Origin of the sequence: Bradyrhizobium sp. CCGUVB14 (genome assembly GCF_024199935.1) — a bacterium.
GTDB lineage: Bacteria > Pseudomonadota > Alphaproteobacteria > Rhizobiales > Xanthobacteraceae > Bradyrhizobium.
Window position 1 is genome coordinate 5,367,676 of record NZ_JANADS010000001.1, and the last position, 24,106, is coordinate 5,391,781.

Here is a 24,106-nt window from a genome sequence, read left to right on the forward strand (position 1 = left end):
CATTTTCGTAGCCTGGATGGAGCGCAGGGCTACGGGCCCTACTGCAGCGTCGGATCCAACCGATCGCGCAGCCAGTCGCCGATCACGGACACCGCCAGCGTGGTCACCACGATGGTGGTCGCCGGCGCCAGCATGATCCAGGGTGCCCGGGTCAAATATTCGCGGCCATAGCCGACCATGTTGCCGAGGCTGGTCATCGGCGGCTGCACGCCGAGGCCGAGGAAGGACAGGCCTGATTCCATCAGGATCACTTCGGGGAAGACCAGCGTGGTCGAGACGATCAGGGTCGAGGCGATGTTGGGCAGGATATGCCGCAGGTAGATCCGCGTCGGCGTCGCCCCTAGCTGCCGGACCGCGGCCGCGTAGCCCTGCGCATTGGCGGAGATGGCGAGGCCGCGGGCGATGCGGGCGTAGCGCTCCCAGCCGAACAGGCCCATCAGGCCGATCAGCAGCGGCAGCGAATTGCCGAAGAAGGCGAGCACGGCGAGCGCCATGATCAGGAACGGCATGCTGGCCTGGAAATCGGTCAGCATCAGCACGAGCTGCTCGATGCTCCCGCGGAAATGCGCGGCCAGAAAGCCGAGCGTGGTCCCGACCACGGCCGAGATCGCGGTCGCGCCGAAGGCGATCAGCAGCGAGATCCGGATCGAGACGAGAAGGCGCGACAGCACGTCGCGGCCGAGCTCGTCGGTCCCGAGCCAGTGCGCGACATTGCCGGGCGCCGAGAGGCGGTTGCGTAGATCGAATTGGGTGTAACCATAGGGCGCGATCTTCTCGGCCAACGCGGCGATCACCAGCATGGCGACGATCCAGCCGACCGCTAGCGCGACCGAGACCGGGATCGCCGGCAGGCCGATGCGGCGGCGGACGTTGGATTCCAGTTTTAACGCGTTTTCTTTACGCGAACCGGAATCCACTTCGCTTGAAAACGCTTTGCTGTCCTTCAGCGTCGCGTCGCTCATGCGTGGGCCCCTTTCGCACGCAGACGCGGATCGAGGAAGCCGTAGAGGAAATCGACGATCAGGTTCGACGTGACCATGGTCAGCGCCACCAGCAGCAGGATGCATTGCACGACGGCGAGGTCGCGGTTGGCGACGGCGACGACGAGGAGGCGCCCTACTCCCGGCCACGAGAACACGCTTTCGACCACGACCGCGCCCGCGATCAGCGAGCCCACCATGAAGCCCAAAATGGTCACGGTCGGGATCGCCGCGTTCGGCAGCGCATGCGACGTCACCACCTTGCGCCACGGCACGCCCTTCGCAGACGCCGTGCGGATATAGGGCTGGCCCAGCACCTCGAGCATGGCGCTGCGGGTGAAGCGCGCCAGCACGGCGGCGCCGCCGAGGCTGAGTGTCGCGATCGGCAGGATGGCGTGGCGCCAGCTGTCCTGCCCGCCCGACGGAAGCCAGCCGAGCTGCACGGCAAAGACCAGCACCAGCAGCAGCGCGAGCACGAAACTCGGCACGGTGAAGCCGGCGACCGCCGTCATCATCACAGCGCGGTCGATTGCCGAACCGCGATGCAGCGCGGCGTAGATGCCGGCGGGAATGCCGAGTGCAACCTTGAAGACAAAGGCCGGCAGCGTCAGCGCCAGCGTCGCCGGGATGCGCTCCAGCACGAGCTGGATCGCGGGCCGCCCGTCACGCATGGAACGGCCGAGCTCGCCCTTGGCAATCGCGCCGAAGTAATCGAGATACTGAAACCAGATGGGATCATCGAGGCCCCACGCCTTGCGGAAGGCCGCGAGGACTTCCGGCGGCGCTTCCGGTCCCAGGATCATCAGCGCGGGATCGCCGGATAGCCGCAGCACCACGAAGGCGAAGGTGACGACGAGCACGATCGTGAGCGCCGCACGACCGATCCGAATGGCGAAATAGCGCCCCATCATGCCGCGTCCCGCGTCTCGGCCTGTGGCCCGGTGACGAGATGGCAGGCCACCTGGCGGTCGCCGCCGACCGCCGAAAGCGCCGGCACCTCACTCGCGCAACGCGCCATGGCGCGCGGGCAGCGCGGATGGAACGCGCAGCCGTTCGGACGAGCGGTCGGGTTCGGCGGATCGCCCGCCAGCACGATGCGGCCCGCGCTGCGGCGGCCGGGTGCGGGCGAAGCCGAGACCAGCGCCTGCGTATACGGGTGCTCGGGGCGAGCGAAGAGATCGTCGGCGCTGCCGATCTCGACGATGCGGCCGAGATACATCACGGCGACGGTGTTGCTGATCTGGCGGACGACCCGCAGATCGTGGCTGATGAACAGCATTGTCAGCCCAAGCCGCACCTGGAGATCGGCGAGCAAATTCACCACTTGCGCCTGGATCGAGACGTCGAGCGCGCTGACCGGCTCGTCGCAGACGAGGAAATCGGGTTTTGTCGCCAGCGCCCGCGCCAGCACGATGCGCTGGCGCTGGCCGCCGGAGAGCGCGCCCGGATAGCGCGCGCCATGCGCGGGCGTCAGCTCGACGGCGCGCAGCAATTCGCGGACGCGGTCCTCGCGCTCGGAGGCCGTGCCGAGGCCATGAATGTCGAGGGGCTCGCGGATCTGGGTCGCCACCGGCAAACGCCGGTCCAGCGCGCCGAGCGGGTCCTGGAAGATCATCTGCACGCGGGCGCGCTGTGCACGCCACGCCGGCATCCCCGGCGCGGCCATCGCCTTGCCGCCGAACCGCACCTCGCCGCGATCGGGCTGCTCCAGGCCGAGCACGATGCGCCCCGTCGTGGATTTGCCCGAGCCGGACTCGCCGACGAGACCGAGCGTTTCGCCCTTGGGAATGCTGAGCGACACACCATCGACGGCGTGCACGGCCGTAGCCCGGCCGAACATCCCGGAGCGCATCGCATAGCTGCGCGAGATCGAGGACACCTCGACGAGCGGCGCGCTCATTCGGCGGCGATCCCGAGCAGCGCGCGGCGCGAGGCTTCGGCGCGGATGCAGGCGACCGCGCGATCGTTTGCGATGGGCGCGAGGGTTGGGGCCGCAAGCGCGCAGGGCTCGGCTGCCAGTGCACAGCGTGGCGCGAAGGCGCATCCATCAGGCATGTGCGCGGGATCGGGTACGGTGCCGGGAATGGCGGTGAGACGCCGGCGCGGCCCATCGAGCGGCGGCAGCGCGCCGATCAGTCCCTGCGCATAGGGGTGCACGGGATCGGCAAAGAGCTGGTTGCTAGGTGCCTGCTCGACGATGCGGCCGGCATACATCACCGCGACGCGGTCGCAATTCTCCGCGACGACGCCGAGGTCGTGGCTGATCAGGACCATGGCCATGCTCATCTCGCGGCGGATCGTGGAGAGCAGCTCCAGGATCTGCGCCTGGATGGTCGCATCCAGCGCCGTGGTCGGCTCGTCCGCGATCAGCAGATCGGGATTTCCGGCCAGCGCCATCGCGATCATGATGCGCTGGACCTGCCCGCCGGAGAATTCATGCGGATAGGCGGACAGCCGCCGGCCTGCGTCGGGAATGCCAACGAGATTGAGCAGCCGCAGTGCCTCGGCCTTCACGGCCTCGCCCGAGAGATCGCGATGCAAGGCCAGCGCCTCGCAGAGCTGCCTGCGGATGGTCAGCACCGGGTTGAGCGCGCTCGCCGGATCCTGGAAGATCATGGCGACACGCCCGCCCCGCACCTGGTCGAGCTCCGACGACGGCGCACCGAGGATCTCGCGTCCATCGAGACGGACAGAGCCGGAGACTTTTGCGTGCCGCGGCAACAAGCCGAGAGCAGCGAGCCAGGTTACGGACTTGCCGGAGCCGGACTCGCCGACGAGGCCCAGGGCCTCGCCCTTTTGCAAGGTCAGATCGACGCCGCGCAGGACCGGCACGCCGTTGAAGGCAACGCTGAGCCCCTGGATGCTGACGAGCGGCGCCACGGCCTCAAGCCTCGAAATTGCCGGCGCGGAAATCCATCGCGAAAGCGGGCGAGGCCTTCCACTTGATCGACTTCGGCTTGGCCGTGAAGGTCGCGTTCTGGTGCAGCACTGTGTAGGCGGGGTCCTCGCGCTCGGCGATCTCCAGCATGCGGTGGAACGCTTTCTTGCGCGCGGCGCGGTCGGTCGAAGTCTCCAGGAACTCCGAGAGCTTGTTCAGCTCCGCGTTGGTCCATTCGCCGATCTGCTGCTGCTGGCCGTTCGGACCGTGCTGGGCAACGATCGACGACACCGGATCGTTGAAGGCCGCCGAGTTCGACCAGTCGCGCACGGCGCGGGTCGGCGCGCGTTCCATGATCTGCGACCAGTTCTCCTTGGTCTCGATCTGGACGTTGAGGCCGACCGACTTCCACATCTCGACCAGCACCTGCGCGGTCGCGACCTGGTTGGTGTAGTAGTTGTTGAGCAGGCGATAGGGAATCGGATCGCCCTTGTAATTGGCCTGCTTCAACAGATCCTGCGCGAGCTTCGGATCGTAAGCCGGCACGCTCCAGTCGGCGTTGAACATGTCGCCATAGAATTCCCACTGCAGGCCCTTCGGCACGCGGGTGCGGCCGGCCCACAGGCTGTCGACGATGGCCTGACGATCGATCGCGTGGGTGAAGGCGCGGCGCACCAGCGGATTGGCAAGCACGGCGTGGTTCTTGTCGAACACGGTCAGGCGATGATTGAGGATGGTGCCGCCCTGCACTTCGAACGCGGCATTCTTCTCGATCCCGGCGATCTGGTCCGGCGGGATGTCGCAGGCGAACTGGTACTCGCCGGACAACAGTCCATTGATGCGGCTCGCGACCTCAGGCACTTCCAGGAAGCGGATGCGCTTGAGCGGCGGACGGCCGCCCCAATATTCGTCGTGCGCTTCCAGCGTCAGCGAGACGTCGGGCTTGAGCTCGACGACCTTGTAGGGGCCGGTGGTGATCGGCTTGCGCGCCCAGTCGAGATAGCTTGCGGATTCATCCCAGGCGCGACGGTTGGCGATGTCGGAGCCGTAGCGCGACAGGCGGCCTTCGATGGTGACGTCGGGCGTCGCGTTGTAGAAGCGCACCGTGTACTTGTCGACGGCATCGACGCGGACGAGGTCCGGCCAGATGCGGCGCGCAACCGCGGGCACGTCCGGCGGCAGCTCCTTGCCGGGCTTTGGCATCGGGATTTTTTCGAAAGCCTGGATGGTGGAGCGGCTCTTGGCTTCGGTCTCACCGAACATGCGCTCGCGGCTGAAGGTGAAGACGACGTCTTCGGCGGTCAGCTCGTCGCCATTGTGGAATTTCACGCCCTGGCGCAGCTTCACCTCGACGGTCTGATCGTCGATGCGGCGCCATTCGGTGGCGAGCCCCGGCACGGCCTCGAGATTGCCGCGGAAATTCTTCGAGATGAGGCCTTCCCAGATCGAGGAGAAGAACACGCGCTCGCCGACATTGGACTGCTCGCGCAGCACGTCGAGCACGTTCGCATTCGTCACCTTCTGCACGGCGATCGTCACCGACGGACGATTGTCACCCTGCCCGATCGCAAAGCGCGGCAGCAGCAGCGTGCCGGCGGCAGCGCCACCGGATTTCAGGATGGTACGACGGGTAAGCTTGCTCATGACGATGACCCCTGCCCTCTGCGATCTGGTTATTCGGCGAGACCGAGCGCGGTGAGATGCGCGGCGCCCTTGCGGACGTCGTCGTGGTTGCGCAGCTCGAGGATCAGCCGCGGATTGGATGTCAGCCGGCCCAGCGCGCGGAACAATGCGACCCAGGGGATGTTGCCTTCGCCCGGCGCCCAATGCCGGTCGGCAAAGCCGTCGGTGTCCTGCAGGTGCACATGCGTCAACATGTCACCGGCGGTTTCGACGTAATAATCGACCGGCGGCGCGCCGGTCGAGATGTGGGCGTAGTTGGCGTGGCCGGTGTCGAGAGAGACGCGCACCTTGCTGCTTTCGAGCGCCTTGGCGAGACGCACGCGGTCGCGCGGGTCCTTGTCCTCGATGTTCTCGATGACGATCTCGCAGCCGATGGTCTCGGCGCGGGCGATCACCTCGGCGAGCGTCGCCTTGACGCGCTCGACGATGTTGGCGCGGCTGTCCGGATAGAGATCGAGATTGTTGTGGTCCCAGGTCGTGAACGGCGAATGCATCACCATCTGCGTCGCGCCGAGGAATTCAGCGGCATCAAGGCCCTGCAGCAGCCGCCTGGTCACAGCCTGGCGGATCAGGGGATCGTGGCTGTCGATCTTGAAGCCCCAGAACGGGCCGTGGATGCCGAGGCGGCCGGTATGGCCTGAGAGCATCTGCTTGATCTCGGCGGCGGCGCTGCGCCAGTCGCCATCGAGCAGATCGGCGCGGAAGAAGTCCTGAATTTCGAGATCGCGTTGTCGCTCCAGAAGCCAGTCGCGGTGAGCGGGGATCGATTTGATGGATAGTGCGGCGCCCAACACCGGCTTCGACATGGCTTGCTCCCTTGGCCGTCAGCGATGACGGGGAGCAGCGCTAGACCAGTTCAATGACAGGCCGGTGAAATGCGGATTCGGGAGATGTGGACATCGCGTCGCGCGCTTGCATCGATTTCGGGGAGCACCGAGCGCACCGCGTGCAGGCGCATGCATGCGCGCGCGAAATCAAGCGCGATTAAGTCCGTAGTGATCCGGAATGGTATCCTATGCCGATCTCACGTACATCGCGGACATCGATCGGCGGCCTTCACGGGGCATCACCCTCTGATCGCGCACCACGGGGTTGGGGGACCACTTGGGGCGGGGGCATCAAAGGCTGGGGCAAGGTTACGAGGTCCGGACTCCTAGGCACTCCGGACCTCGTGCTTTCTGAGGTTGAACGTGATTTCGCGCCGCCGGCTTGATCAGCCGTGCGGCGCGAAGTCGTTCTGGATTGCCCTCTTCGCTTACTTCGGCACGTTCCGCTCGAGATCCTCGAGCCAGGCCGCCGCACTCGAATCCGACGGCGCACGCCAGTCGCCGCGCGGCGACAGCGATCCGCCGGCCGAGACCTTGGGCCCGTTCGGCATCGCCGAGCGCTTGAACTGGCTGAAGGCGAAGAAGCGACGCAGGAACACTTCAAGCCAGCGCCGAATTTCCGCAAGATCATAGGCGCGGCGCTTGTCGGCCGGGAATGCCGGCGGCCACTCGCCCCCGGCGACGTCCTTCCAGGCCTGGAACGCCATGAAGGCGATCTTCGACGGCCGCAGGCCGAAGCGCAGCGTGTAGAACAGGTTGAAATCCTGCAGCTCGTAGGGTCCGACGGAGGCTTCCGTGCTCTGCGGCTTCTCGCCTGGCTTGACCGGAACCAGCTCCGGCGAGATTTCGGCCGACAGGATCGAGGCGAGCGTCCCGTTCACATCGCCGCTGAACTGCTTTGAGGCGATCACCCAGCGGATCAGATGCTGGATCAGGGTCTTCGGCACACCGGCGTTGACGTTGTAGTGCGCCATCTGGTCGCCGACACCGTAGGTGCACCAGCCCAGCGCGAGCTCCGAGAGATCGCCGGTGCCGATGACGATGCCGCCATGATGGTTGGCGAGCCGGAACAGATAGTCGGTGCGCAGACCCGCCTGCACATTCTCGAAGGTGACGTCATAGACCTTCTCGCCCTTGCCGAAGGGATGGCCGATGTCCTTGAGCATCTGCGTGGCGGTGGTGCGGATGTCGAGTTCCTGCCAATTGGTCTGCAACGCCTTCATCAGCGCCAGCGCATTGGTCTTGCTCTCGCTGCCGGTGGCAAAGCCCGGCATGGTATAGGCAAGGATGTTCTCACGCGGCAGGCCGAGCAGGTCGACGGCCTTGGCGGCGACGATCAGCGCATGGGTGGAATCGAGACCGCCTGATACGCCGATCACGACGCGCTTGGTGCCGGTCGCGCGCATGCGCTGCACGAGGCCGGCGACCTGGATGTTGTAGGCCTCGTAGCAATCCTGTTCGAGCAGGCTTTCATCGCTCGGCACGAACGGGAATCGTTCGACCTTGCGCAGGAAGCCGATGTCGGCGGCCGGCGGGGTCACGGCGAAGCTGATTGTGCGATAGAAGCCCTCGCGCTGCCGGCGGTTGTCGTCGAACGTGCCCATCAGGGCGCGCTCCTGCCGGAGCAGGTCGAGGTCGACGTCGGCGAGCGTGATCTGGCCCTCCTGCCGGAACCGTTCGCCCTCCGCCAGCAGCACGCCGTTCTCATAGATCGAGGTCTGGCCGTCCCAGGCGAGATCGGTGGTGGATTCCCCTGCCCCCGCGGCCGAATAGACATAGGCCGCAAGGCAGCGGGCCGAGGTCGATTGGCACAGCAGCGCGCGCGAGCGCGCCCGGCCGATCGTGATCGGACTGCCCGACAGATTGATCAGCACGCTCGCGCCGGCCAGCGCCAGTTCGGAGGCCGGCGTCACCGGGATCCACATGTCCTCGCAGATCTCGACGCCGATGGTCAGGCCCGGGACGTCCTCGGCCGCAAACAGCAGATCGGTCCCGAATGGCGCATGGAGCTTGCCGATGGCGATCGCCTCGCCGGCGATGCCGGCGCCAGAGGCGAAATGGCGTCCCTCGTAGAATTCGCGATAGGTCGGCAGATAGCTCTTGGGCACGACGCCCAAGACATTCCCACGGTGAACGACGACGGCGCAATTGTAGATGCGATGGCCAAACCGTAACGGCGCGCCGACGATCAGCACGGTCATCAGCGCCGTGGAGGCCTCAACAATGGTGGCAAGCCCGCGCTCGACCGCATCGAGCAGCGGATCCTGCTTGACGAGATCTTCGATCGCATAGCCGGACAGGCAGAGCTCGGGAAACACGGCCACCGCGACCGACTGCGCATCGCAGGTTTTCGCCGTCGCGATGACCGCCTTCGCATTGGCCGCGGGATCGGCCACATGGGAGGTGGTGACGCAGGCTGCAACACGCGCAAACCCGTGGGCGTAGATCGAGTGGAAGCTCATCGAGCACAGCACCTTTAAATCTCGTCGGACCGGCCTCGCCGGCTCTGCACTCTATTTAGCCCATCGACCGGGCCCCGTGCAGGCCATCCGCCATCATGCATAACGGAATTGCAGCTGCGCCGGCCTTGGCTTGCGGGCCTTTGCTTGCAGGCCTTTGCTTGCAGGCTTGGCTTCAGGTGCCGTCAGGCGCTGCGCGCAAGCACGCCGGAGAGGTCGTTGCGCAGCCATTCCGCGATCCGGGGCCAGGCATGGGCGTGGGTCCGCGCGCCCATGAACAGGCCGAGATGGTTGCTCGGTTCGGAGGCCGCGGCAACGAAAGCCGGCGGCGTGCCGACGAGGCTGGCGGTCGCGAGCGCCTGTGTGGCCGGCACGACATCGTCGTCGAGCCCGGCCAGCAGGAAGACCGGAGACTTGACGTTCTTCAGATCGATGGCGCGACCGAAGGCCGTGAAATTTCCGCTGGCGATGCGGTTCTCTCGAAAGATCCAGTTGACGACCTGGAGATAGTAGGTGCCCGGCAGGTTGAGCGTCTCGGTGTTCCAGCGGTCGAAGCGCGCGAGCAGGGCCGCGCCCTCCTCGTCCGAGAGGTCTTTCTGCAACGCCGCCGCGATGTCGTCACGGTCAGGCGCCTTCGACCAGACCCGCAGCATCTCCTCGCCGCTGACATTGCCACCGCCACGTGCGACGATCTGGTCGTAGACGATCTCGGGCGCGTTGCGGGCGAGCTGCGACAGCCTGGACTCGACCGAGAGGTCGACCGGCGCACCTGCCAGCACCAGCCGCCGCACCTTGGCCGGAAACCGCGCCGCATAGAGCAGCGACAGCCAGCCACCCTGGCACAGGCCGACCAGATCGACCGGCGAGCCGATCTCGTCGACGGCGACGTTGAGATCGCCGAGATAATTGTCGATCGAGAGATAGCGCATGTCAGGCGTGGCCGAGCGCCAGTCGGTGAGATAGATCCGATCGATGCCGCCTTGCTGCAACGACTGCACCACGCTGTGGCCGGGCGCAAAATCGGCAATCAGGGCACGGTGCAGCGCATAAGGCGCGCAGACCAAGGCCGGCTGACCGGATCGCGTGCGCGAACAATCGCGCAGCCGCATGGTGGCGAGCTCCAGCGCTGCAGTGCCGGGCGTGGTCCAGGGGAGTTCGCCCTCGCCGTGCTCCGCCGGGCCGCGCTCCAGCCACCAGAAGCAGGCGTCCATGGCGAGCCGTGCCGCCGCGAACGGCCACAACACGGGGTCATCGGGGCCGCGCCCAGCGTCGCCGGGCTGTGGACCACTCGTCCTCGCCACCATCACCGCATGATCCTCACAAAAACGCCTCCAGGCTGACGACGGAGATGCCGCGCTCCCTGAAGCTGTGATGGGTCGCGGCCACCGACCCGTCGAGGTCGATGCCGCGGCAGGCGTCCTCAATCACGACAACCTCGAAGCCCGCCTTGCGCGCATCCTCCGCGGAAAAGCGGACGCAGAAATCGAGCGCCAGGCCGGCGACGAAAACCGTCTTCAACTCGCGCTCGCGCAGATAGCCGAGCAGTCCGGTCGGCGTCTTGTGGTCGTTCTCGAACAGCGCCGAATAGGAATCGATCCCGCGGCGGAAGCCCTTGCGCACCACAAGGTTCGCGCGGGTGACCTCGAGCTCCCGGTGGAATTCGGCGCCGGCGGTGCCCTGGACGCAATGCGTCGGCCAGAGCACCTGGGTGCCGTAGTCGAGCTCGATGGTCTGGAACGGCTGCTTGCCCGCATGGTTCGGCGCGAAGGAGACGTGGTCGCCCGGATGCCAGTCCTGCGTCAGCACCACATTGGCGAATTTTTGGGCGATCCGGTTGATGGCCGGGACGACCTTCTCGCCCCCGGGAACGGCGAGCGCCCCGCCCGTGCAGAAATCGTTCTGCACATCGATCACCAGCAGCGCGTCGCGGTCGGTTATCTTCATCGCAGGCCCCATGTCGTCCGTCCGGCGCAATCGGCGCCAGCCGTCATCAATGTCGATCTTCCCGCGCGGCTTCGCAACCTCCGACACGCGCAACGATGTCGCGCAAACGGCCGGCTGATCCCCGCGCCGGTCCCCACCTGGATGCAACGCTTTGGCCTCGTCCGTGTTGACTAGCTGTACCCGAGGGCGGAATCTCTGATATCCGCGGCGTGCGGATCGCGGCGAAGGCGTGGAGGAAAAGGGTTCCCGAAGCCTGCAAGGCTACGGGAGCCGGATGGTCATGAGTATCGGCAGGACAGGCAACATTCTTCTCGCCGATATCGGCGGTACCAACGCGCGGTTCGCGCTGAGCAACGGCGAGCAGATCGGCACGATCGACTATGTGAAGGTCGCGGACCATCCGACGGTCCGCGAAGCGATCACCGACGTGCTGCGGCGGGCCGATAGCGAGAAGCCGGTCAGAGCCGTGCTCGCCGTCGCCGGTCCCGTCACCAACAACCGCTGCGTCATGACCAACAGCCCCTGGGTGATCGACGGCAACGAGCTCCAGCCGGCGCTCGGCTTCGAGAGCGTCCACGTGCTCAACGACTTCGAGGTGGTGGCATGGTCCCTGCCCGCCTTGCAGCCGGCCGACCTGATTCCGCTCGGCGGCCAGGACGGCATGTCCGGGGAGCCGCTTCTGGTGGTCGGACCCGGGACCGGTTTTGGCGTCTCCTGCCTGGTCGAGCGCCACGGCTCCCGGCTGGCTGTGGTCACTGAGGCCGGTCACGCGACGCTACCTGCCGAGAACGAGCGCGAGGAACGCGTGATCGCCGCCATGCGCCGGCGCTTCGGCCACGTCTCCATCGAGCGTGGCGCCCTCTCCGGCTCCGGGCTCCAATCCCTCTATGAGGCGATGGCCGAGGTCGATGAAGCCCAGGTGCCGCAACGCGATGCGGCCGGTATCACCAGGGCGGCGCTGGACGGGACCTGCGAGCTCAGCCGCGCGACGCTGGACATGTTTTGCGCCATCCTCGGCTCGGTGGCCGGCAACCTCGCGGTAACCTTCGGCGCCAGAGGCGGCGTCTACATTGCCGGCGGAATCGTGCCGCGCTTTCCGGACTTCCTTTCGGCTTCAGCGTTCCGCGCGCGTTTCGAAGCCAAGGGGCGCTTCCAGGACTATTTGCGTAACATCCCGACCCGCCTCGTCATGAAGCCCGATGCAAGCTTCGTCGGCCTGAAGACGTTCGCCGACCACAATCTGGATTGAAACGCACCCGTTCGCGCATCTTCCGTTAAGCAATTCACAGCTGATTGCATCGTACGTGCGGTTCCACGTAGGATCGTGCTTGCCCCCTTGTTTCCGATGGGAAACAATTCGCGCCTGTGTGTGGCGTAGGTACGGGGGCGTGACATGCGTAAGCAGGATGTGGGCTTCGACTATCACCGTTATCACCGGCTGCTGACCGAGGCGGACGATGACGATAAGCGCATGGCGCTGATCGAGCTGTTGATCGAGGAGAAGGCCCGGGACCGGTTGGCGGCCCAGCGCGCCTCGGACCGCGCCGCGATGACGGCCCACACGATCGCCACGGTGCTGAGGGCCGGCCGCAACTAGCGCTTGCATGATCGGCTGCCACGCAGCGACGAGTCTGCGATCAATTGCGATTCGATTAAGGATCTCTGGCAATCCTGTATCAAACTTTGTGCGCTACGGTTCCCCCACCTGATGCAATTCAGGATCAAACAGGGGGAATGAACATGAGCATGATTTCGCTCGCCGAAATGCCGGCTGCCGTCCAGACCCGGTCGATCGACTATTCTTTTAAAGCCATTATCATCTTCTGCGGCCTCGGACTTCTCGCCTCGTTCAGCCTGATGGCGAACGGCGTGGACCTCAGCGCCGGCCTGATGTGAGACACTGACGGACCTTCCGTCGCCAAATGGCCGCCCCTTTCGGGCGGCCACTTTCGTTTGACGACGTCTCGATCGATGACAATGTCAGCGTGCCGCCCTGGATCAGTGCCTGAGATCAGCGCCTTGGATCAGTGCGAAGCCTTGGATCAGTGCGAAGCCTTGGCCGGCGCATCCGGAAACAGCGAGTCGATCATGATCTTGAGCTGCTCCATCGCAATCGGCTTGCGCAGGATCGGCCGGCGCCGGAGCAAGGACGGCAGCAATTCAGGCCCATAGCCCGTCGCGAACAGGAACGGCTTGCCGCGGCGCTCGATCAAATCGGCGACGGGATCGACGTAGACGCCCATCAGGTTGATATCGAGGATCGCGAAGTCGTACTGCGCCGTCATCGCAAAGGCGCTCGCATCGCGCACGTTGTCCGCTTCCGCAACGACATGGTGGCCAAGCTCCTCCACCATGTCGGCGATCATCATCCGGATCAACGCCTCGTCTTCAACCAGGAAAACGGAGAGTCCGTCCGCCATATCAACCCCGCAGCCAATCAAGCGGAGTTAAGCATACCCGATTTGCAAGAAAGATTCACGAATTCGTGGCCTCCAAATTCCACGAATACATGCAATCCGATTCAAGCTCGATCAATCCAGGCCGCGCTCGTGGCTGAGGCGAACCATCTCCTGGATGAACACCTCCTTCTGCTTGTCATCGAGGCTTGAGAACAACGGCTCGGCGGCATCGGCGACATTGCGCTGGTCGGCAGCGCGGTCGATCAGGAATTGCGACTCGTTGCGCATTTGCTCGATGATGTCGTCCGGCGGATCGCGCTTGGCCCGCGCGATGCGCAGGTTCAGCCGTTCCGCACCATTGTGCCCGAGATAGTGCATTGCGCTGGAGAAGCCGAACCAGTGCTTCTCCTGATCCGGCGTGAGGTTCAGCTCGGTCTTGATACGCTCGATATAGGAATCGCTGTTGGCGACGATCTGGTCGGCGGTCAGCTGCGGCGTGCCGGGCTGGGTCAGGACGGTGACGTCCTTGTTGTCCTTATTGTCATTCTCCTTGGTGTCCGAGGGCGCGTTCTTGGCTTCCTTGGTCGCCTTGGCACCCTTGCCGCCTTTGGCGGTCTTGGCGTCCTTGTCCTTGGCGCCGCCGGGCTGCTTGGAGTCCTTGGCGGCATCCTTGGATGCGTCCTTGTTTGCGTCCTTGTTCGCGTCCTTGGCAGCCGGCGCCTGGCCACTGTTGTTGTTGACGCCGAGCACGCCGGTGAAGACGCCGACCACGCCGCCGATGGCGCCGCCGAGAACGCCACCGACCGGACCTGCCGCCTTGTTACCGGCCGCGGCCCCGTCCTGAACGCCCTTGACCAAACCTTGTGCATTCGCAACCGCGGCCGCGCCGATCAGCACAGTCAGCACGGAGCCGAGCGCGAGCCAATGCCGCAGGCCAAGCCGCACAGGCGGCGCCGGGGGGATGATTTGGGTCTTCATGTCGATCTGCTTGCCTTCCAGGAAACGGCAGGCCTCCTGCCGGTTGCAACTCTACCGTTTTCGCGACGCCGAGGTCTAGGCGCGGACCATCGCTGTCCCCGTTTGAAGGCCCTGTGGCGCGAAGCGGTGATGCAGGCTCATTCGGAACTGCGGCGTAATTGCGCACGGGATCGTCTCGAGCCGTCGCACGCGGAAGTGTGCGTCGCAATAAGAGCAGACGCAGCTCATCGCCGACAGACGCGACGGGCATTCCGTACGCAACGTTAGTTCTAGAGCGCGAGGCTTCCGGGTTTCTCGACAGACGCAATCAATCATGATGTGATGGCGCTACCAATCTGGCCGCGTTTCCGGCGCGATTGACCGCCCGGAAACGACGGCGCGAACAAGAAACGCCAACCAACAAACGCAAAACAAACTCGGGAAATTCAGAGGAAATGACAGAACGATAAAACACACCAAGGCGAGGAAACGAGATGTCACGCAATAGACTGACGCGACGTCAATTTGTAGCAGCCACTGCAATGTCCTCCGCGGCGCTCATCGCAGCGCCCTACGTCCGAGGCGCTTACGCCGCCGGCAAGCTCTCGATCGGCCTGTGGGACCACTGGGTACCCGGCGCCAACGCTGCCTCCACCGACTTGATCAACGAATGGGCGGCGAAGGAGAAGGTCGAGGTTTCAATCGACTACATCACCAGCCAAGGCAACAAGCTGCTTTTGACGATGGCCGCCGAGGCGCAGGCCAAGTCCGGGCACGATATCCTGTCGTCTCAAATCGGCTGGCAGCCGCACGCCTATGACGACTTGCTTGAACCGGTCAACGACGTCATGGAGCCGATCGTCAAGCAGAACGGCGAGGTGAACGGCACGGTCAAGTATCTCGGCCAGGCCGGCGGCAAATGGCTCGCTGTGCCGGCGACCGCTGGCAGTCAGATCAAGGGCCCCTGCTCGCGTATCGACCTGATGAAGAAATACGCCGGCATCGACGTCCAGGAAATGTATCCGGCCGGTTCACCGCCCAAGGCCGACAACTGGACGATGGAGACGTTCCTCAAGGCGGCCGAAGCCTGCCAGAAGGGCGGCTTCGCCTTCGGCATCGGCCTTGGCACGACCCCGGACAACATCGACACCGCGGGTGCGATCTTCCAGTCGTTCGGTGCCGAGCTCGTCAACGCCAAGGGCGACATCACCGTCAAGACCGACCAGGTCCGGCAAGCGCTGGAATTCTACAAGAAGCTGATCGCGGTGTTGCCGCCGGACGCCCCCTCCTGGGACGACGCCTCGAACAACAAATGGCTGATTGCCGGCAAAGGCGCGCTGATCATGAACCCGCCGAGCGCGTGGGCGGTCGCCAAGCGCGACGCGCCACAGGTCGCGGAGCAATGCTGGACGCACGGCTTCCCGGCCGGACCGAAGGGGCGTTTTGCACCTTTCCAGCCGTTCTTCTGGAGCATCTGGAAATTCTCCAAGAACAAGGACGCGGCCAAGAGCCTGCTGAGCCACCTGTCCCAGCCGTCGTCGATCGAAAAGTTCGTTCAGGTGAGCGGCGGCTACGATCTGCCGGCATACGCAAGCATGACGACGCTGAAGACTTGGGCCGAGGAAGGGCCGCCGAAGGGCACGCTCTATCACTATCCGAACCCCTACAATCATCAGATATTGTCGATTGCGGCCGCGCCGGCGCCACCAAAGATCGCGGAGCAGATCTATAATCAGGCGACGCTGACCAAGTTGGCGCTTCGCTATGCCAAAGGCGAGAAGATGGAAGACGCGCTCGCCTGGGCCGAGGGCGAGTGCGAGGGCTTCATGCGGAGCTGAGCCGGGTGTGTGCCGCGGTGGTTCACGCCTTCGGGCGTGAGCCGCCGAGGCCGCCTCGCGAAACCCGCCCGTCGATGCCGCTCGCCGCGCTGGCCTTCGGCGCCCTACGTCTTACGAAGAGGCTCGTGTCATGGCCGATGTCGTCGTTCAGCAAGGTCGTCTCGCCCGCGCTGCGAGCCCGCGCAAGGGGGCCAGTCTCCGCAATGTGCTCGGGCGCAAATCGACCGTGGCATTCCTGCTGACGCTGCCGCTGATCCTGCTGATCCTGCTGCTCGTGCTCTACCCCGCATTCTACTCGGTTTACCTGGCGACGCTGAACAAGGCGATGACGAAGTTCGTCGGCTTCGGCAACTTCACCTTCCTGTTCAAGCGCGAAACGTTCTGGATGGTGGTCAAGCAGTCCTGCATCTTCGCGGTCACCGCGGTGATCTTCAAGGCGCTGATCGGCTTCATCGTCGCGCATTTCGTCCACAACATCCCGGGCAAGAAGCAACGCAAATGGCGCGGCATGCTGCTGGTGCCCTGGGTGATCCCGCCGGCGATGAGCACGCTGGCCTGGCTCTGGCTGTTCGATCCCTCCTACAGCGCCTTCAACTACACCCTCTCCTTCTTCGGCGTCGGCCCGATCCCCTGGCTCGGTGACACCTTCTGGGCGCGCTTCTCCGTCATCCTCGTCAACGTCTGGTACGGCGCGCCGTTCTTCCTGATCATGTACCTCGCGGCGCTGAAATCGGTCCCCGATCAGCTCTACGAGGCGGCGTCGATCGACGGCGCCAATTGGTGGCAGAAGATCTGGCACATCACATTGCCGATGATGCGCAACATCATCGCCATCACCACACTGTTCTCGCTGATCGTGACCTTCGCCAATTTCGACATCGTGCGCATCCTGACCGCGGGCGGCCCGCTGGATACGACCCATTTGTTCGCCACCTGGGCGTTCCAGGTCGGTATCCAATCGACCGACATTCCGCTCGGCGCCTGCGTCTCGCTGTTCATGGTGCCGATCCTCGCGATCGCGGCGGTCTTCATCCTGCGCGACGTCAACAAACGCGGAAACGAAGCCTGATGAGCACACTCACGATCGACAAGGCCGGACCGTCCCGCAAGCTCAAATACGGCAGCATGAGCCGGGACCGGGCCTGGGCACTGCGCTGGTCTTATTTCTTCCTCGTGCTGTTTGCGATCTTCTTCCTGACGCCGCCGATCTACATGCTGATCACCTCGCTCAAGAGCAGCGCGGAGATCTCGGCGGCGACCAATCCGTGGTGGGTGTTTCATCCGACCCTGTCGAACTATGTCGAGCTGCTGACCTCGAACCAGTTCCTGCGCTTCTTCTGGAATTCAGCGATCATCTCGATCGTGGTCGTGATTGTGACGATGCTGATCAGCATCCCCGCCGCGTTCGCGCTGGCGCGGATGAAGTTCTGGGGCTCGGCGACGCTCGCGACCGGCGTCTTCCTCACCTATCTCATTCCCGACAGCCTGCTGTTCATTCCGCTGTTCAAGATGCTCACCGTGATCCAGGACTTCACCGGCATCACGCTGCTGAACCGCTGGTATGTGCTGATATTCGTCTATCCGACCCTGACGGTGCCGTTCTGCACATGGATCATGATCGGCTATTTTGCCTCGATCCCGAAGGAGCTCGACGAGGCCGCGATCATCGATGGTGCCTCGTGGCTGCAGACCTTGCTGCGGATCTTCATTCCGGTGGCGCTGCCCGGGCTGATCGCCGCGACGATCTTCGCTTTCACCGTGTCCTGGGCCCAGTTCCTCTATCCCCTGGTGTTCACCACGTCCGTGGACCAGCTCGTGCTGCCGGTCGGCATCACCACGACGCTGATCAAGGGCGACGTCTTCAACTGGGGTCAGATCATGACCGGTGCGCTGCTCGGCGCAGCACCACCGCTGATCATCTACGCCTTCCTGATGGACTACTACATTGCCGGCCTGACCGCCGGCGCGACAAAGGGTTGATGTCGAAAGGTTGAGGTTTCATGGCTGACGTTGCATTGCGGAAGGTGGTCAAACGCTACGACGATGTCGAAGCAGTGCGCGGCATCGACCTCGATATCGCCGACCATGAGTTCATCGTCCTCGTCGGGCCGTCCGGCTGCGGCAAGTCGACCACGCTGCGCATGATCGCGGGGCTCGAGGACATCAGCGACGGCGACATCATGATCGGAGGCGACGTCGTCAACGACGTGCCGCCGAAGGACCGCGACATCGCCATGGTGTTCCAGAACTACGCGCTCTACCCGCACATGACGGTCGCGGAAAACATGTCGTTCGGACTGCGGCTGAAGCACTACCCCAAGGCCGAGATCAAGGCGCGGGTGACGGAGGCCGCACGCCTGCTGGACATCACCGATCTGATCGATCGCAAGCCGAAGCAGCTCTCCGGCGGCCAGCGCCAGCGCGTCGCCATGGGGCGCGCCATCGTACGTAATCCAAAGGTCTTCCTGTTCGACGAGCCGCTGTCCAATCTCGACGCCAAGCTGCGGGTGCAGATGCGGATCGAGATCAAGAAGGTGCACCAGAAGGTGCGCACCACCACCGTCTACGTCACCCACGACCAGGTCGAGGCGATGACGCTGGCCGACCGCGTGGTGGTGATGAACAAGGGGCGCATCGAGCAGATCGGCACGCCGAACGAGCTCTACCACAAGCCGGCGACACGCTTCGTCGCGGGCTTCATCGGCTCGCCCGCAATGAATTTCATCCCGTGCCGGCTGGAGGATGCCGGCGGCACGCTGCAGCTCCGCCTGACCGACCGTGTCGCCTTTGCGCTGCCGCCGGCCCGCGCCGCGCGCTACAACGCGCTGCCGCGCACCGACAGGCTGCTGCTCGGCATCCGTCCTGAACACCTCACGGAATCGAACGCGCATCTGGAGCCCGGCGTCGAGACGTTCGACACCGTGCTCGACGTCACCGAGCCGATGGGGATGGAGACCCTGGTTTATTTCGGGCTCGACGGCACGCCGGTCTGCGGCCGTGTCAATCCCAATGCCGGCGCCAAGGACGGGGCTCCCATGCGTTTGGCGATGGACCTCAACAACATGCACCTGCTAAACGAGGAGACCGGGGTCGTGCTGTGACGCCGGCCAAGAAACGCAAGCAGGCGGGGAGCGATGGCGACCAACAAGAAGAAGATTTTCGTTACACAAACTTTGTCGCAGGGGGCACGAGCCCTCCTCACCCAGCGGGACGATATCGAGCTCGTCGAGTTTCCAAACCTGATCTCCGCGAAGGACTTTGAAGCTCTGCTGAAGAGCCATGCGCCGGTTCACGGCGTGGCGCTCGGTGCCACCGCCTTCGGCGAGACCGAGCTCGAGGCATCCAAGGACATGAAGGTGGTGACCCGCATCGGCGTCGGCTACGACGCCGTCGACGTGCCCGCCCTCTCCCGCCGCAAGGTGCCGTTGATGGTCGCGGGCAGCGCCAACTCGCCCTCGGTCGCCGAGCAGGCCCTGTTCATGATGCTGACGCTGGCAAAACGCGCGAATGAAATGCACGCCTGCGTCAAGGATGGCCAGTGGGCCAACCGGCTCGGCATGCTGCCGTTCGACCTCTACGGCAAGACCGTGCTGATCATCGGCTTCGGCCGCATCGGCACCCGCACCGCCAAGCGCTGCCAGGCGATGGAAATGAAAGTGCAGGTCTACGACCCCTATAAGCCCGCCGCCGACATCAAGGCCGCCGGCTGCGAACCGGTCTCTGACCTCGACGCGGCGCTGCCCAACGCCGAATTCGTCACCATCCACTGCCCGAAGACGCCGGAGACGGTCGGTCTGTTCGATGCGGCGCGGATCGGCCGGATGAAGCCAAGATCCTATCTCATCAACACCGCGCGCGGCGGCATCGTGAAGGAGGCCGCGCTGTACGACGCGCTGACTTCGGGAAAGCTCGCCGGCGCCGGCATCGACGTGTTCGAAGTCGAACCGCCGCCGGTCAGCAATGCGCTGTTCGCGCTGCCCAACGTGATCATGGCGCCGCACGTGGCCGGCGTGACCGTCGAGGCCGTGAGCCGCATGAGCGAGCAGACCGCGCGCAACATCCTGAGTGTGCTGGACGGCGATCCGATCCGGCAGAACATCATCAATCAGGACGTGCTGGGCTGAGGCAAATCCGAAGGCGGACGACTAAAGCGCGATGAACTATCATCGCGCTTTAGGTTGTTGTTTGAGCATGATCTTTTCGGAAAACCGCTACACACTTTTCCGGATCATGCTTCGTCCGCCCGCCTTCGGATGGCCAGAATGCGTCCCATTTTGGTGCAGATCGGGCCCCAACTCAGCCTTAATCAAGCCCGCGTAATGTATCCGGCCGCGGCGGCAGTGGGACAGACTTGCCGGCCGCGTCGAGCTGGAGGATGGACCCTTGTCAGAGATCGACCCGACCGACCAAGCGCTGGCGACCATCGCCAGCATTTTTGAGCACCCCGAGCCCGTTCTCGTCGTCCGCGACACTGAGACGGAAACGGAGGCTGCCGACGATGACTATGCGGTCGCAGACGAGCATCACATCTCCGACGAGCAGCTTGTCTCCGAGGAGGAGCATCCGGTGGTCGAGGAGCAGCCGCTGGTACCCGACCACACCGATGCCGATGGCTACAGCAAGGTCGGGCCCGGGCCGATGGTCGCGATCCGCCTGAAATGGACCGTCCATCGCGGCGACGACGACCAGTACTACGTGCACGAGACCATCGGCGAGCAGTCCGCCCCCGTGGTCAGCGGCCCCATGACCAGCGAGGCCGCCGTGCATTTCGTCGACGAACACGAGAGCGAGGCGCATCGGCGCTTCGAGCTGCTGCGCAGCGAGATCGCCGGCCGCAGCTCGCTCGCCGACTACGAGCGCAAGGGCGAAGCCTAAAGCGATTTGCAAGTCGGATGGCTCTACACCTCTCCCCGGCGGGGAGAGGTGCACATCGAGCCCGCTGCCTACTTCCGTCCCAAAAAGTCCTTCTTCACGAGTTCGACGCCCGCGTGCCGCAACAGGTCGTACGCGGTCGTGACGTGAAAGAAGAATTGCGGGACGCTGTTGGTGAGCAGCAGCGTCCGCCCGGTGAAGGGCAGCTCGGTCCCGTTCTTCAGCCTGAAGAACACCTTCAGCTCCGCAGCCGCATCGATCTCGGCACGCGGCAGACTTTGAATGAATTCGATTGAGGTGGCGATCCGCGCCTGCAGCCCGGCCATGTCGTGCTCCAGCGGCGGCAGCGCAACCGGTTCGCACTGCGCCAGCAAGGCCGGCGCGATGGTGGCATGGCGGCAGGCCTCACCGATCTGCTGCGCCAGATCGTACATGTTCGGCGCCATGCGCATGCCGAGCAGGACCGCCGGATTGAACTTGCGGGTCTCGGCATAGGCAACGCCCTTGTCGAGCAGCACCGACAGGTTGCGCAGGTAAGGCACGAACAGGCCGACCGAGGCCTCGTACATCGAGATCGTCACTTCAAGATTCCCTTCAATTTCCGTCTCGCCAGAAACTGGCATCTGGTCTAAATCCACGTTCAAGAGCTGCACAATGACAGCTTGGGCTTGGGTGGAAAAGACTTGGGTGGAAAAGAGATGACCGTTCGAATAACCGTCCGAATCCTGGCGGCTTTGGCCGCGATGTTGCTGGCAAGCCTCTCGGCGCAGGCGCAGCAGCCGGCGCCTTCGCGCCTCGACGAGATCATCAAGCGCGGCACGTTGCGCGTCGGCATGACCGGCGACTACAAGCCTTTCACCTATCTGGACAAGGCCACGCAGCAATTCAGCGGATTTGACGTCGACATGGCGGAGGCGCTGGGCAAGGCGCTCGGCGTCAAGGTCGAGTACGTCGCCACCGCCTGGCCCAAGCTGATGAAGGATTTCGAGGCCGACCAGTTCGACATCGCGATGGGCGGTGTCTCGGTCACGCTCGACCGCCAGAAAAAGGGCTACTTCACGATGCCGATCATGCGCGAGGGCAAGACGCCGATCGCGCGCTGCGCCGACGTCGGCAAGTATCAGAGCATCGCCGATATCGACAAGAAGGGCACCCGCGTCATCGTCAATCCCGGCGGGACCAACGAGCGTTTCGCGCGCGCCAACGTCAAGGACGCCGACATCACCGTCTTCCCCGACAATACCGCGATCTTCGACGAGATCGCCAAGGGCAACGCCGACCTGATGATGACGGACGCCTCCGAGACCCGCTATCAGCAGAAGCAGCATTCCGGCGTGCTCTGCGCCGTGCATCCCGAAAAGCCGTTCGACTTTTCGGAGAAGGCCTACTGGCTCCAGCGCGACATGGCGTTGAAGGCCTTCGTCGACCAGTGGCTTCACATCTCCATGGAGGATGGCAGCTACAAGAAGATCTACGCCGCCTGGTTCGATTAGAGTTCGTTTTCCAGCGAAGTGGGTACCGGTTCGCGCAAAGAAAACGCGTCAAAACTAAAATCTAAAGTCCCGTTCCGGACGGGACTTTAACCCGCGGCCTCCTGTCGCTGGCCCCTCGCCAAACTTTGGACCGGCTCCAGGGCTATTGAACCCGGAACCGCTGGAGGACGACTCATACCGTGACAGTGATCTAGATCACTTTCCGCGATCGAACCGGGGCGTAAGCGTCGGTGCGGGGACCACCAGTTCGGGAGATGGAAATGAGGAAATTGTTGGCCACGGCCGCATTCCTTTTGCTGGCGAGCACCGCTGCGCAGGCGCAGTACACCTTCGAATATGGCGGACGCACCATCCGCATCGATCCGGATCGCGGCACGGTGCAGATTCCCGGCGTCTACGACAACACCGGCCAGGGCAAGGCCAAGAAGGCCAAGAAGAACGACACCAAGCCGGACCAGCAGGCCCCGCAGCAGGCCAAGGTCGATCCGCAAACGCCGGCCGCTCCCCCGCCGGCGCCAGCTCCTGCTCCTGTCGCTGCGCCCCCGGCGGCCGAACAGGCTCCTGCCCAGACGCCGGCGCCTGCCGCAGCAGCGCCCACCGCCCCGCCAGCTTCTCCGGCCACCACCGCCAACAACGCTCCGGCTGAAGATGCGATGGTGCCGCCGCCTCAACCGGCTCCGAGCGCCGCCCCGACGGTGGCCGCGGTACCGCCGGCACCTCCGCCGCCCGCACCGCCTCCGCCGCCGGCTCCCGCCGTCGCAGCCGCGCCTCCGGCGCCGCCCGCGCCAGCTGCCCCGGCTCCGGCGCCGGCGCCTGCCCCCGCGCCCGTTCAGTCCGCCGCCGTCGCACCGCCAGTTCCGGCGGCAGCGCCCGCGCGCGATCTCAATTCACCACTCGGCGTCTGGCTCACCGAGGAGAAGGAAGGCAAGGTCCGCATCGAGCAGTGCGGCAATAACCTCTGCGGCTATTCGGTCGACAGCAAATCGAACCAGAACGGCGAACAGGTCCTGATCAACATGAAGCCCGGCAAGGACCAGAAATGGTCCGGCCGCATCCTCGATCCCAACACCGGCTCGACCTACGACTCGACGATCTCGCTGAAGGCGGGCGACCGCCTGCGCGTGCAAGGCTGCGCCTTCGGCGGCATGTTCTGCGGCGGCCAGACCTGGACGCGCGTGAACTAGATCCGCACCCCCATTTTCTTCGAGAGACAAGGGGCCCGTGATCCGGGCCCTTTGCTTTTGCCAGCAATGTCGTTGCGATGTGCGTCACCTCACAGAGAACCTTGCGCGCGTGACAGCCCTCACATCGCCGGTTCCGCGCCCGTGACACGATCCCCGCATGGTCAACCCCAAGGGGCGCGTCATGAACGGATTTCGCAAAGGACTCTTCGCCACCATTATCGCCATCGCCTTTCCGCTCACGCAAGCGGATGCCGCGGGCTCGACTTTCGACGGCACATGGAACGTCCGCATCTCGTCATCGAGCGAGACCTGCGGCAATGGCGCGACTGTCGCGATCGGCATCAGCAACGGTCAGATCGCCTCGAGCAGCGCTGCGGTGACAGCGTCGGGCCGCGTCGCGGATGCCGGCGCCATCAACGTCAGCCTGAGCACGGGCATCAAGCACGCCGTCGGCTACGGCCGGCTCAGCGGCACCTCAGGCTCCGGCACCTGGCGCGGCGCCCTGTGCTCGGGCACGTGGACGGCGGAGCGGATGTAGGTCCACGCCGAGGATGGGTGACGCATCGCCCGAGGGCGACGCGTCTTGTCGGAA

At 64.6% G+C, this 24,106-nt stretch carries 24 protein-coding genes; 12 read left to right on the forward strand and 12 right to left on the reverse strand.

Annotated features, from left to right (window positions below):
* Positions 1–38 precede the first annotated feature (38 nt).
* The 9 genes from NLM32_RS24955 to pncA form a co-directional block, all read right to left on the reverse strand.
* Positions 39–962, reverse strand: coding sequence for an ABC transporter permease (locus NLM32_RS24955; RefSeq protein ID WP_375143573.1), 924 nt, complete (start codon positions 960–962; stop codon positions 39–41).
* Positions 959–1,888 (reverse strand): ABC transporter permease, encoded by a 930-nt coding sequence (locus NLM32_RS24960; protein ID WP_254135412.1) that lies wholly within the window; start codon positions 1,886–1,888, stop codon positions 959–961. Before NLM32_RS24960 ends, NLM32_RS24955 begins: the two co-directional genes overlap by 4 nt.
* The gene (locus NLM32_RS24965; RefSeq protein ID WP_254131507.1) at positions 1,888–2,880 is read right to left on the reverse strand and encodes an ABC transporter ATP-binding protein; all 993 of its coding nucleotides are present in this window, start codon (positions 2,878–2,880) and stop codon (positions 1,888–1,890) included. Before NLM32_RS24965 ends, NLM32_RS24960 begins: the two co-directional genes overlap by 1 nt.
* Positions 2,877–3,860: an ABC transporter ATP-binding protein gene (locus NLM32_RS24970; RefSeq protein ID WP_254131508.1), complete on the reverse strand. Its 984-nt coding sequence runs from the start codon at positions 3,858–3,860 to the stop codon at positions 2,877–2,879. Before NLM32_RS24970 ends, NLM32_RS24965 begins: the two co-directional genes overlap by 4 nt.
* Positions 3,861–3,864: 4 nt before the next feature.
* Positions 3,865–5,502, reverse strand: coding sequence for an ABC transporter substrate-binding protein (locus NLM32_RS24975; protein WP_254131509.1), 1,638 nt, complete (start codon positions 5,500–5,502; stop codon positions 3,865–3,867).
* Positions 5,503–5,531: 29 nt separating this feature from the next.
* A complete protein-coding gene (locus NLM32_RS24980) occupies positions 5,532–6,347 on the reverse strand; it encodes a sugar phosphate isomerase/epimerase (RefSeq protein ID WP_254131510.1) in 816 nt (271 codons plus the stop codon).
* 449 nt (positions 6,348–6,796) lie between these two features.
* On the reverse strand, positions 6,797–8,830 hold the full coding sequence (locus NLM32_RS24985; RefSeq protein ID WP_254131511.1) for an NAD(+) synthase: 2,034 nt from the start codon (positions 8,828–8,830) through the stop codon (positions 6,797–6,799).
* Positions 8,831–9,012: 182 nt separating this feature from the next.
* Positions 9,013–10,131 (reverse strand): alpha/beta fold hydrolase, encoded by a 1,119-nt coding sequence (locus NLM32_RS24990; protein ID WP_254131512.1) that lies wholly within the window; start codon positions 10,129–10,131, stop codon positions 9,013–9,015.
* A 13-nt stretch (positions 10,132–10,144) separates the two neighbouring features.
* The gene (pncA, locus tag NLM32_RS24995; protein ID WP_254135413.1) at positions 10,145–10,783 is read right to left on the reverse strand and encodes a bifunctional nicotinamidase/pyrazinamidase; all 639 of its coding nucleotides are present in this window, start codon (positions 10,781–10,783) and stop codon (positions 10,145–10,147) included.
* Positions 10,784–11,051: 268 nt separating this feature from the next.
* On the opposite strand from pncA, the gene glk reads away from it, so the two are divergent.
* The 3 genes from glk (at position 11,052) to NLM32_RS25010 (ending at position 12,667) form a co-directional block, all read left to right on the forward strand.
* The gene (glk, locus tag NLM32_RS25000) at positions 11,052–12,020 is read left to right on the forward strand and encodes a glucokinase (RefSeq protein WP_254131513.1); all 969 of its coding nucleotides are present in this window, start codon (positions 11,052–11,054) and stop codon (positions 12,018–12,020) included.
* Positions 12,021–12,164: 144 nt separating this feature from the next.
* Entirely contained in the window at positions 12,165–12,368 is a 204-nt protein-coding gene (locus tag NLM32_RS25005) for a hypothetical protein (RefSeq protein WP_128966278.1), read from the forward strand.
* Between the two features lie 143 nt (positions 12,369–12,511).
* Positions 12,512–12,667 carry a hypothetical protein gene (locus NLM32_RS25010; protein WP_254131514.1) on the forward strand — a complete coding sequence of 52 codons (156 nt, stop codon included), beginning with the start codon at positions 12,512–12,514 and terminating at the stop codon, positions 12,665–12,667.
* 146 nt (positions 12,668–12,813) lie between these two features.
* On the opposite strand, the gene NLM32_RS25015 is transcribed toward NLM32_RS25010, so the two are convergent.
* Positions 12,814–13,191 carry a response regulator gene (locus NLM32_RS25015; protein WP_254131515.1) on the reverse strand — a complete coding sequence of 126 codons (378 nt, stop codon included), beginning with the start codon at positions 13,189–13,191 and terminating at the stop codon, positions 12,814–12,816.
* A 111-nt stretch (positions 13,192–13,302) separates the two neighbouring features.
* Positions 13,303–14,136, reverse strand: a complete 834-nt coding sequence (locus NLM32_RS25020) for a Spy/CpxP family protein refolding chaperone (protein WP_254135414.1) — start codon at positions 14,134–14,136, stop codon at positions 13,303–13,305.
* A 485-nt stretch (positions 14,137–14,621) separates the two neighbouring features.
* Here NLM32_RS25020 and NLM32_RS25025 point away from each other — a divergent pair, with 485 nt between their 5' ends.
* The 6 genes from NLM32_RS25025 to NLM32_RS25050 all read left to right on the forward strand — a co-directional run bounded on the left by NLM32_RS25025 (position 14,622) and on the right by NLM32_RS25050 (position 20,840).
* Complete coding sequence (locus tag NLM32_RS25025) at positions 14,622–15,965, forward strand: ABC transporter substrate-binding protein (protein WP_254131516.1); 1,344 nt, start codon at positions 14,622–14,624, stop codon at positions 15,963–15,965.
* Between the two features lie 130 nt (positions 15,966–16,095).
* The gene (locus tag NLM32_RS25030) at positions 16,096–17,034 is read left to right on the forward strand and encodes a carbohydrate ABC transporter permease (RefSeq protein WP_254131517.1); all 939 of its coding nucleotides are present in this window, start codon (positions 16,096–16,098) and stop codon (positions 17,032–17,034) included.
* Positions 17,034–17,945 (forward strand): carbohydrate ABC transporter permease, encoded by a 912-nt coding sequence (locus tag NLM32_RS25035; RefSeq protein WP_254131518.1) that lies wholly within the window; start codon positions 17,034–17,036, stop codon positions 17,943–17,945. The genes NLM32_RS25030 and NLM32_RS25035 overlap by 1 nt, the downstream gene beginning before the upstream one ends.
* A gap of 20 nt (positions 17,946–17,965) precedes the next feature.
* Entirely contained in the window at positions 17,966–19,066 is a 1,101-nt protein-coding gene (locus NLM32_RS25040) for an ABC transporter ATP-binding protein (protein WP_254131519.1), read from the forward strand.
* A gap of 33 nt (positions 19,067–19,099) precedes the next feature.
* Positions 19,100–20,089: a hydroxyacid dehydrogenase gene (locus NLM32_RS25045; protein WP_254131520.1), complete on the forward strand. Its 990-nt coding sequence runs from the start codon at positions 19,100–19,102 to the stop codon at positions 20,087–20,089.
* Between the two features lie 259 nt (positions 20,090–20,348).
* Positions 20,349–20,840, forward strand: coding sequence for a hypothetical protein (locus NLM32_RS25050; RefSeq protein ID WP_254131521.1), 492 nt, complete (start codon positions 20,349–20,351; stop codon positions 20,838–20,840).
* A 68-nt stretch (positions 20,841–20,908) separates the two neighbouring features.
* Here the strand turns inward: NLM32_RS25050 and NLM32_RS25055 are convergent, their stop codons facing one another.
* Positions 20,909–21,406 carry a DUF1993 family protein gene (locus tag NLM32_RS25055; protein ID WP_254135415.1) on the reverse strand — a complete coding sequence of 166 codons (498 nt, stop codon included), beginning with the start codon at positions 21,404–21,406 and terminating at the stop codon, positions 20,909–20,911.
* Between the two features lie 129 nt (positions 21,407–21,535).
* Between NLM32_RS25055 and NLM32_RS25060 the strand changes: the two genes are divergently transcribed.
* From NLM32_RS25060 to NLM32_RS25070, 3 genes are all read left to right on the forward strand, one after another.
* The gene (locus NLM32_RS25060) at positions 21,536–22,330 is read left to right on the forward strand and encodes a transporter substrate-binding domain-containing protein (RefSeq protein ID WP_254131522.1); all 795 of its coding nucleotides are present in this window, start codon (positions 21,536–21,538) and stop codon (positions 22,328–22,330) included.
* Positions 22,331–22,590: 260 nt separating this feature from the next.
* Positions 22,591–23,514, forward strand: coding sequence for a DUF2147 domain-containing protein (locus NLM32_RS25065; protein WP_254131523.1), 924 nt, complete (start codon positions 22,591–22,593; stop codon positions 23,512–23,514).
* A gap of 181 nt (positions 23,515–23,695) precedes the next feature.
* On the forward strand, positions 23,696–24,052 hold the full coding sequence (locus tag NLM32_RS25070) for a hypothetical protein (RefSeq protein ID WP_254131524.1): 357 nt from the start codon (positions 23,696–23,698) through the stop codon (positions 24,050–24,052).
* Positions 24,053–24,106 lie beyond the last annotated feature (54 nt).